Source organism: Mycobacterium sp. TH-M103 (assembly GCF_057473785.1).
The window spans coordinates 25,540-34,014 of the sequence record NZ_JBYCLG010000155.1 but is presented as its reverse complement, the minus strand read 5'-3'; the positions used below and the strand labels follow the sequence as shown (position 1 = coordinate 34,014).

Below are 8,475 nucleotides of genomic sequence, written 5' to 3'. Positions count from 1 at the left end.
CCACTGCCACGGCAGGTGCAAATCCTTCACCAGGAACGACGCGACGACCATCCGCAGCCGGTTGTGCATGAAGCCGGTCTCGCGCAGCTGGCGCATTCCGGCGTCGACGAACGGAAACCCGGTCTCGCCCGCCTTCCACGCCTCGAAGCGGCGTTTCGCCGCGATCCCGCTGTCCGTCCGGATGCCGTCGAAATCGCCGTTCCAGTTGCTCCAGGCGCTGGCCGGCCACTGGTACAGCACGTCGGCGTAGAAGTCGCGGAATGCCAACTCCCGCAGGTACGCCTGCGCTCCGCTGCCCCGCAGGTCGAGGTCGGCGGCCAGGGTGCGCGGATGGATGGTGCCGAACTTCAGGTGTGCCGACATCCGGCTGGTGCCATTGAGGTCGGGCCGGTTGCGGTCCTTGGCGTAACGCCGCAGCCCGTCCGCGACGAACGCCTCCCACTCCACCAGGGCCGCGCGTTCCCCGGCGGCGAGGTCGAGCGCGGCGCCCGGGTCGGGGATCTCGCACTGCTCGATACCCACGTTCGCCGCATCGATCCAGCGCGCCGGCTCGGCGCCGGAACGGGCGGGTCCCCACCAACCGACGTCGCGCCACCGATGGAAGAACGGCGTGAAAACCCGGTAGGGGCTGCCGTCGGGCTTGGTGACCCGTCCCGGCGACACCAGGTACGGCGAGCCCGTGGCCACCAGTGGCACCGGGTCCAGGGCCGCGCGGACCCGCTCGTCGCGGCGCCGCCCGAACGGTGCGAAGTCCTCCGAGATGTGCACGGCCGTCGCGCCGATCTCTCCGGCGATCCGGGGGATCCGTTCCTCGGGCCGTCCGCGGGTGACCAGCAACCGGCCGTCCAGGTCCTCGCGCAGTCGGCGTAGGGAGTCGCCCAGGAACTGCAGGCGGCGCCGCCCCGACGACGCCTCCAGTCGCGGATCGAGCACGAAACAGGCGAGCACCTCGCCGTCGTCGGCCGCCGCGGCGGCCAGCGCCGGGTGGTCAGACAGTCGCAGGTCGCGGCGAAACCAGAACAGTTTCGGCATCTTTCGGCGCGCCGCTCAGCGGTTGAGTCGCCAGATGTGGGTGGCCAGCACGGTGGCGAAGGTGCACCACAGCGGGTAGGGCGCCAGCGCCAGCCCGGCCCGGGGGTCGGCCTGCGCGGCACGCCGGGCCAGGTCGGCGCTGCTGGCCGCCAGGACCGCGGCGCCCACGGCGGACGCGCCGAGTTTGTGGTACCGGAAGAACAGCCAGCTCCAGCCGGCGTTGGCGTCAGGTTGACGCCGAGCGCGGCGGCGTAGGCGCGCGCCTCCTCGTGCTGTCCGGCCGCGCGGAACCGGTCGATCACCACCGCGGACGTGGCCGCGATGTCGGCGTAGAGGCTGGTCCACACCACCGGGAACGCGACCCCGGGCGGCTGGTAGCGCGGCTTGCGCAGCCGCGAGTACCACGCGGGTACCCGGTTCGGGCTGGCGACGCTCCCGGTGCCGGCGGCGGCGGCGACGGCCAGCGAGGTGCCGGCCAGTATCGACTTGTTCATGCTGTGCTCCGTTCTTGTTGGGGTGCAACGCTTTCGGTACGGACGGGATCGGCGGGCCACCAGATGCGCGCACCGGCTAGGGCGAACAGCGCGGGGATGACCAGGGTGCGCACGACGAACGTGTCGAGCAGGATTCCCAGGCCGACGATGATGCCCAGCTGCGTCAGCACGATCAACGGCAGCACCCCCAGCACGCTGAAGACCGCCGCCAGAACGATTCCCGCGCTGGTGATCACGCCACCGGTGGCCGCCACCGCGCGGACCATGCCGTCGCGAGCGCCGTGCCGCGCGGCCTCCTCGCGGGCGCGGGTGACCAGGAAGATGGTGTAGTCGACGCCCAGGGCGGCCAGGAACAGGAACGCGAACAGCGGCGTGCTGTTGTCCAGCGCCGGGAACCCGAAGACGTGGCTGCTGGACCAGCCGCCGGCGCCGAGCGCGGCCAGGGCGCCCAGGATCGTCGCGCCCAGCAGGATCGGCGGTGCGAGCACCGAGCGCAGCAGCGCGTACAACACCGCCAGGATCACGGCCAGGATCGCCGGGACGAGCACCCGGCGGTCGCGGGTGGCGGCGTCGCGAACATCGAGGGCCTGCGCGTCGGCCCCGCCCACCAGCGCGCCTGGGTCGGCCTCCTTCGTCGAATGCCGCAGCGCCGCAACGGTTTCGAAGGCACGATCGGATGAGGGCGGAGCGTCGGTCACCACCGACCACTCGGTCAGCCCCGAGGGTGACCGGCCCGACTCGGTCGCCGAGACGACCCCGGGGGTCGAGTCGATGGCGCGCTGCACGCGCGGCGCCCGCGTGGTGGGCGCGACGACCAGGGTCGGGTTGACCAGGCCGGCCGGGAAGTGCGCGGCCACGACGTCGTAGCCGGCCACCGAGTCCGCCCGGACCCGGAACTGCTCGGTCTGGGACAACCCGATCCGGGTGCCCAGCAGTCCCGTGGCCAGGGCCGCCAGCGCCGTGATCGCGACCGCGGCGACCACGGCGGGACGCCGGTCGACCCACTGCGCCACCCGCAGCCAGGGGCCCGACTCGCGGGCGTGGCCCGCCGGCCGCGGAACGAAGGGCCAGAACAGTCGCCGTCCGCACAGCGCGAGCACCGGCGGCAGCACCACGAGCACGGAGACCGCGGCGACGAGCAGGCCGCACGCTGCCAGCGCACCCAGGCTGCGGGTGCTGGGGGTGGACGCGCAGAGCAGCGTCAGCAACGCCAGCACCACCGTGGCGTTGCTGGCCACGATGGCCGGCCCGGCCCTGCGTACCGCGCGGCGCAGCGCTTCCCGGTGATCCGGGTGCGCGCTTCGGCGCCGGAGTTCCTGGCGGTAGCGCGAAATCAGCAACAGCGCGTAGTTGGTGCCCGCCCCGAACACCAGCACGCTGGTGATCCCGGCGGTCGAGCCGTCGAAGCTGAGCCCGGTCAGCCTCGCCACCGCGGTGCCCACCGCCGTGGCGACCCGATCGGCGAATCCGATCACCAGCAGCGGGGCCAGCCACAGCACCGGCGAGCGGTAGGTGGCGACCAGCAGCACGGCGACCACCGCCGCGGTCACCGCCAGCAGGGTGACGTTGGCGTCGGTGAACGCGTTGGCGATGTCGGCGCCGAACGCCGGGCCCCCGGTGACATGGGCCCGCAGGCCGGCCGGCAGGCCGTCGCGGGCGGCGGCACGTGCGGCGGCGACCTGTTTGTCCAACTCCAGGCCCGACAGGTCGGCGCTCACCGGCGCCACTGCGAGGGCCGCCCTGCCGTCGGCCGACACCATCGGCGGCGCGGCTGCGGCGGGCGCGCCGGGCCCGGTGGCCGCCCGCATCCGCGCGCCGGCCGCCCGGGCCGCCGAGACGTCGGCGGCGTCCAGCGGTGCCCCGTCGGCGCGGGTGACGACGAGGATCAGCGGCACCCGGTCACCGCACGGGAACTGGCGGGCCAGGGCGGCGACTCGCGCGGAGTCGGAGGCGGCCGGCACCGACTGCGGTGCCCGGCCCGCCGCGGCGTTGCCGCCGACGAGCACCATCACGCCGACGCCCAGCAGCACCGCGGCCAGCCCGGGCAGCCACGATCGCCGGCGCGTCACCGTGGCCGCCACTGCGTCCCAGCCCGAGAGTTTCATTAACTTAAACATTAATCCAATTAACGACTAGTCGTGGTCGCTGTACGCTGGCATTCTGATGAACCCGGATCGGAGTGCCCCGGAGCGGATGGGACTCGAAGCGCTGATCGCGGCCGACGCGCGCGCTCTTGCGGCCGAATCCGACCAGTTGGGGCGGGTTTTCGCGGCCTCCCACCAGGTGCACCCCAGCGATTTCCGCGCCCTGGTGCACATACTGGTGGCCGAGAGCGAGGGCGCCCCGCTGACGTCGGGAGAGCTGCGGGACAAAATGCGTCTGTCCGCGGCTGCCATCACCTACCTCGTCGAGCGGATGATCAACTCCGGTCACCTGCGGCGCGAATCCGACCCCTCCGACCGCCGCAAGGTCATCCTGCGGTACTCGGGCGAACACAGGGACATCGCCGAGGCTTTCTTCACCCCGCTGGCCGCGCATACCTACGCCGCCATGGCCGACCTGCCCGACGACGACCTGATCGCCGGGCACCGGGTGTTGACCGCGCTTATCATGGCGATGCGACGGTTCCTCGACGACCTGGAAGTCGCGCGCGCCGACTTGGGTGTCACATGAGGATGGATCGGGGCGAGATGACCACGCGCAAGCGCCGCCACATCGACGTGTGCCTCGACGGCGACGTCGACTACCGGGGCGTCACGACGGGGTTGGAGCGTTACCGCCTGCCCTATAACGCGCTGACCCAGACCAATCTCGACGATATCGACCTTTCCACCGAGTTCCTCGGCGCGCCGTTGCGGGCGCCCGTGCTGGTCGGCGCCATGACCGGCGGCGCCGAGCTGTCTGCAACCATCAACCGTAATCTGGCCACCGCCGCACAGCGACTTGGCATCGGCATGATGCTCGGCTCGCAGCGCGTGATGCTCGACAGCGTGTTGGGGGAGGCCGCCGCCTCCAGCTTCGCCGTGCGCGACGTGGCGCCCGACGTGCTGTTGTTCGGCAACATCGGCCTGGCCCAGCTGACCAAGGACGCGGTGCCCGACATCGTCCGGGCCCTGCACCGTGTCGGAGCCAATGCGCTTGCGGTGCATACCAATCCGCTTCAGGAGGCCGTCCAGCGGGGCGGCGACACCGATTTCTCCGGGTCGCTTGACCGCCTGCACGACCTGAGCGACCTGCTGGGCTATCCGGTGCTGCTCAAGGAGGTCGGCCACGGCCTCGGCGGAGCGGCGGTCGCCGATCTGTTGCGGCTCTCGGGTGCGCCGCCGGTGGCCGCCATCGACGTGGCCGGCGCCGGCGGCACGTCGTGGTCGCGCGTCGAGCAGCTGGTCCGCTACGGCGAACTGCGCTACCCGGACCTGGCCGACTGGGGCATACCCACCGCGCAGGCGATCCGGGAGGTGCGCGCCGCCCTGCCGGACATCCCGCTGGTGGCCTCGGGCGGTATCCGCAGCGGCATGGACGCGGCCAAGTCGCTGATCCTGGGTGCCGACGTGGTGGCGATCGCGCGCCCGCTGCTACCCGCGGCGATCGAGTCCGCGGACGCGGCGACGGCGTGGCTGCAGCGGTTCATCGACGAGCTGCGGGTGTGCCTGCACGGCTGCGGCGCACCGGATCTGCGGGCCCTGCGTTCCGTCTGCCTGACCGACACCTGACGGCGGGAACGCGCATGGCGGTGATTCTGGCGTACGGGTCCCCCGCACTGGGGCACCTGTACCCGATGGGAGCCCTGCTGCGGGAGCTGGCCGGCCGCGGCCACGCGGTGCACCTGCGCACCCTGGCCGCCGACGTCGACGCCATGGGCAGGCTCGGGATACACACCGAGGCCGTAGACCCGCGGATCGAGGCCATCACGGGGCGGGATTGGCTGGCGCGCAACGCCTTGGACGTCCTGCGGGAAACGATCGACGTCCTGTGCCGGCGTGCAGTCATCGAAGTCGAGGACCTGCGCCGCGGGATCGAGAGGCTGCGGCCCGACGCGGTCATCGTCGACGCCAACTGCTGGGGGGCGATGTCGCTGGCCGAAGCCACCGGTGTTCCCTGGCTGGTGTTCTCGCCGTTCACCCCCTACCTGCGCTCGCGCAGTGCTCCGCCGTTCGGCCCCGGCCTGCGGCCGCTGCCCGGTGTCCTGGGTGCGGTCCGCGACGCGTCGATGCGCCCGTTCGTGACCCACCTCTTCGACCGCCGGGTCATGCCGCGGGTCAACGCAGTCCGCGCGGATCTCGGTGTGCCGGCGGTCGACTCGGTGGACGCGTTGATGCGCCGCGCCCCGCTGCTGTTGGCCGTCGGCGGCGAGCCCTTCGAGTATCCCCACCCCGACTGGGGTGATGCCGTGCACTTCATCGGCGCCTGTGAGTTCGAGCCGGCCCCGGTGGCCGTACCGGACTGGATGGCCGCCGTCGACCGCCCGGTCGTGCTGGTCACCACGTCCTCGATCGCCCAGGCCGACTCCCGGCTCGGCCGTATCGCCCTGCAGGCGCTGGCCGACGAGCCGGTGCACGTGGTCGCCACCTTTCCCGCCGGCGTGCCCCCCGCGCTGCCGCAGCCGCCCAACGCGACGGTGTGCCGGTTTGTGAATCACGGTGTGGTCCTTGACCGCGCGGTCTGCGCCGTCACCCATGGGGGCATGGGCACGACCGTCAAGGCCCTCGATCGCGGCATCCCGGTCTGCGTGGTGCCCTTCGGCCGCGACCAGGCCGAGGTCGCGCGCCGCGTGCAGGTGGCCGGCTGCGGCGTCCGCCTGCCGGCGAAGAGGCTGACTGCCGCCCGGCTGCGGGAGGCGGTGCGCACGGCGATCGCGATGGCCGACGGCGCGCGCCGGGTGGCGGCCGGCTTCGCCGCGACCGGCGGTGTGGCGCGCGGCGCGGACCTAATCGAAAAGCGCTTGCTACAGGGGGTTTCGCCGGGGCTACCGCGGGTTGACCTGCCGCCGGCGCGGGGCCGCAGCGTGTCGCCCGATGTCGGCTGACCGTCGGCCGGGCTCGGGGGCGAGCTCGTCCTGGAAATTGCCCATCGCTTCGATCATCGCCGTGAAGACCCGGTGGGCGGCGCGCAGGTCGTCGTCGCTCAGATCGGCCATCGCGGCGGACAGATGCTTGCCGAGCGGCGTGAAGAACTCGCGCGCGAGTTCCATGCCGCCATTCTCGTAGCGCAGCAGCCACTTGCGGCGGTCGTCGGGGTCGGGTTCGCGCCGGATGTGACCCGACTCGATCATCCGGTCGACGAGATAGGTGATCGCCGCGGGCGAGACGTCCATCCGCTGACCCAGCTGCGCCAGCGTCAGCGGTTTTCCGGCGGTCTCGGAGACCATGATGTGCAGCAGGGCGTGAAAGTCGTTGCTGTTCACCTCGTTGGTCCGGGCGAAGTGCCGGCCGATGCGGTCGGATTGCGCCGTGATCTCCCGCATGTCGGCCGAAAGCTGCTTTTCCAGCTCGGTCCGGCCGGGCGGTGGGTTCTGTGCGCGGCGCTTGGTCACCTACCCGCATCCTTCATCAGAAGTACCAGGGTATCGGCGCAGTCGTCGAAAGACCTAATGCGCCCCGCCGTGTGGCGGAAGTCGGCTGCCGGCGCCCCGCGGCCTGGCCTTCGCCGCGGCCACGGCGATCCAGGAGGTGGCGGCCGCGGCGAAGGCCAGGGCCTGGGCGGCTTCGGTGCGGCCCGCCGGGTAGCACACGCCCGCGACGTAGCGGTCGATGAACCCGCCCTCAGGCAGCGGAGCCATCCGCGCCCGGTCCCGGGCCCACCGTTCCAGCCGCGTCAGCGGGCACGACCACCCGAGCGCCACGACGCCGGCGCCCCAGCAGACCGTTGCCACGTGCAGCCAGATGGTGCGCGGCCAGCGCAACGCCAGGAAGCCGCCGCTGGGCAGGTAGATCAGGTACCCGAGGTGTGCGCCGACGGTGGCGGCCACCACCGCGGCATGCGGGTTCTTCATCGAGCGCCCGTGCGCACCCGGTAGCGGCGTTCGGCGTAGGCCAGGTCGTCGCGCCACAGCCGGGTGGCGGCATAGCGCATCAGCGGCGTGACCAGCGGGGCGGCGCGGCGTGCGGCCGCGAACCCGGGGCGTTGCGACGTCGCGACGGTGGCCTCGACCACGGCGACACCGGGGCGCCCGTCCGGGCCGGGACCGGTTGGGGTGGCGTGGGTTTCGACGACGCTTCCGGTTCCCTCGCCCTCGACGATGCGCATCAGCACGGTGCGCGCCTCCGGGGTGGTGAACTCCGCGATCACCGGCACCCCGAACCGGCCCATCCGGAAGGTGACCGACACCAGGAAGCGGTCGTCCTCCTCGGTCGGGGTGGCGAGCACCTCGAGCCGGGTGAACGAATACGGGTGAAACCATGCACCGTGCCACGGGTCGAGCCGGTTGGCGATGACGTCGCAGGGTTCGCAGCTGCCGTCCAGGCGGGTGACGGCCGCCAGCGTGCCCCCGGCCGGTCTGAGCGGGATCACCGGCGCGTCGAGCGGCGCCTCGCCGCCGACGGCATCGAGCCGCACCCACGCCAGCACGCCGTCGTCGTGAGCGGGCAAAGGCCGCCAACCGAACTCGCAGCGCTCGCCGTCGAGGGCCAGACCGTGCCAGCGACAGAACAAGACACCGTCGCGCACGATCCCGGTGGCGAGATCGGCCCCCAGGTGCGGGCAACCGGCGGGACCGACCCGCAGCAGGCCCCGCCGGTCGCGCCAGGCGACCAGTTCCACCCCGCCGACCCGGGCGCCCAGCGGCCGGCCGGCGCCCACGTCGCGGCTGGCCGCGAACACGAACCAGTTGCCGGTCGGCCTGCGCTTCGACCGCGCCAGCGCGGCGTCGATGACGTCCGGCCTGGCCTCGCGGTAGGTGGGTTCCTGCTTCGTCCACGCCACCCGCGGAACCATCTGCAGCGGCCAGTCT

General features: G+C 72.5%; 8 protein-coding genes and 1 pseudogene. 3 read left to right on the top strand and 6 right to left on the bottom strand.

Features of this window, described 5'->3' with window-relative positions; genetic code table 11:
- The 3 genes and pseudogenes from AC2VOR_RS08850 to AC2VOR_RS08840 form a co-directional block, all read right to left on the bottom strand.
- On the bottom strand, positions 1 to 1,032 hold a 1,032-nt coding region (locus AC2VOR_RS08850), incomplete at its 3' end, for a cryptochrome/photolyase family protein (RefSeq protein ID WP_486963622.1).
- 15 nt (positions 1,033 to 1,047) lie between these two features.
- Positions 1,048 to 1,526, bottom strand: a pseudogene (locus AC2VOR_RS08845) (TspO/MBR family protein).
- Positions 1,523 to 3,631 (bottom strand): MMPL family transporter, encoded by a 2,109-nt coding sequence (locus AC2VOR_RS08840; protein ID WP_486963621.1) that lies wholly within the window; start codon positions 3,629 to 3,631, stop codon positions 1,523 to 1,525. Before AC2VOR_RS08840 ends, AC2VOR_RS08845 begins: the two are co-directional and overlap by 4 nt.
- Positions 3,632 to 3,689: 58 nt before the next feature.
- Here AC2VOR_RS08840 and AC2VOR_RS08835 point away from each other — a divergent pair, with 58 nt between their 5' ends.
- From AC2VOR_RS08835 to AC2VOR_RS08825, 3 genes are read left to right on the top strand one after another with little or no spacing between them, the layout of a single operon-like run.
- The gene (locus AC2VOR_RS08835) at positions 3,690 to 4,199 is read left to right on the top strand and encodes a MarR family winged helix-turn-helix transcriptional regulator (RefSeq protein ID WP_369739641.1); all 510 of its coding nucleotides are present in this window, start codon (positions 3,690 to 3,692) and stop codon (positions 4,197 to 4,199) included.
- On the top strand, positions 4,196 to 5,239 hold the full coding sequence (gene fni / locus AC2VOR_RS08830; RefSeq protein ID WP_369739640.1) for a type 2 isopentenyl-diphosphate Delta-isomerase: 1,044 nt from the start codon (positions 4,196 to 4,198) through the stop codon (positions 5,237 to 5,239). The genes AC2VOR_RS08835 and fni overlap by 4 nt, the downstream gene beginning before the upstream one ends.
- A 14-nt stretch (positions 5,240 to 5,253) precedes the next feature.
- Positions 5,254 to 6,552: a glycosyltransferase gene (locus AC2VOR_RS08825; RefSeq protein WP_486963620.1), complete on the top strand. Its 1,299-nt coding sequence runs from the start codon at positions 5,254 to 5,256 to the stop codon at positions 6,550 to 6,552.
- Here the strand turns inward: AC2VOR_RS08825 and AC2VOR_RS08820 are convergent.
- The 3 genes from AC2VOR_RS08820 to AC2VOR_RS08810 are packed head-to-tail and all read right to left on the bottom strand — an operon-like array spanning position 6,493 to position 8,459.
- Entirely contained in the window at positions 6,493 to 7,059 is a 567-nt protein-coding gene (locus AC2VOR_RS08820) for a MarR family winged helix-turn-helix transcriptional regulator (protein ID WP_369739638.1), read from the bottom strand. The genes AC2VOR_RS08825 and AC2VOR_RS08820 overlap by 60 nt on opposite strands.
- 54 nt (positions 7,060 to 7,113) lie before the next feature.
- Positions 7,114 to 7,518, bottom strand: coding sequence for a DUF2784 domain-containing protein (locus AC2VOR_RS08815; protein WP_369739637.1), 405 nt, complete (start codon positions 7,516 to 7,518; stop codon positions 7,114 to 7,116).
- Positions 7,515 to 8,459, bottom strand: coding sequence for a DUF5914 domain-containing protein (locus tag AC2VOR_RS08810; protein WP_369741687.1), 945 nt, complete (start codon positions 8,457 to 8,459; stop codon positions 7,515 to 7,517). Before AC2VOR_RS08810 ends, AC2VOR_RS08815 begins: the two co-directional genes overlap by 4 nt.
- Positions 8,460 to 8,475: the final 16 nt, after the last annotated feature.

Coding starts and splice junctions, on each gene's coding strand:
- AC2VOR_RS08840 (WP_486963621.1), bottom strand. CDS start 3,631: ATGAAACTCTCGGGCTGGGACGCAGTGGCGGCCACGGTGACGCGCCGG.
- AC2VOR_RS08835 (WP_369739641.1), top strand. CDS start 3,690: ATGAACCCGGATCGGAGTGCCCCGGAGCGGATGGGACTCGAAGCGCTG.
- fni (WP_369739640.1), top strand. CDS start 4,196: ATGAGGATGGATCGGGGCGAGATGACCACGCGCAAGCGCCGCCACATC.
- AC2VOR_RS08825 (WP_486963620.1), top strand. CDS start 5,254: ATGGCGGTGATTCTGGCGTACGGGTCCCCCGCACTGGGGCACCTGTAC.
- AC2VOR_RS08815 (WP_369739637.1), bottom strand. CDS start 7,518: ATGAAGAACCCGCATGCCGCGGTGGTGGCCGCCACCGTCGGCGCACAC.
- AC2VOR_RS08810 (WP_369741687.1), bottom strand. CDS start 8,459: ATGGTTCCGCGGGTGGCGTGGACGAAGCAGGAACCCACCTACCGCGAG.